General features: G+C 61.0%; 1 protein-coding gene. It reads right to left on the bottom strand.

Annotated elements, in window-relative coordinates:
- Nucleotides 1–223: transposase (locus EAE91_RS25305; RefSeq protein ID WP_244869039.1), on the bottom strand; the 223-nt coding region annotated here is incomplete at both ends.

Here is a 223-nt window from a genome sequence, read left to right as displayed (position 1 = left end):
ACCGCAATCCGGGCAGCTCTCCGTCTCCGGCACCAGCCGGATATCTTCACGGGGTAAAGTCGCCGGCAAAGGCTGACGTTTAGGCTGGGTCGGGGTCGCGTTTTCCTTGATATGCAGGCGTGACAGCCGGGTTTCCAGCACCGCGATATCGGTATCGGCATCTTCCTCAAACTGACTGCGTTTGGGACCGGCAGGCAGGGTTTCGCTGTGCGCGCCAAAACGC

Source organism: Photorhabdus noenieputensis (assembly GCF_018448935.1).
GTDB lineage: Bacteria > Pseudomonadota > Gammaproteobacteria > Enterobacterales > Enterobacteriaceae > Photorhabdus > Photorhabdus noenieputensis.
The sequence above is the reverse complement of the archived record's forward strand: the minus strand, read 5'-3'. Positions and strand labels throughout refer to the sequence as shown.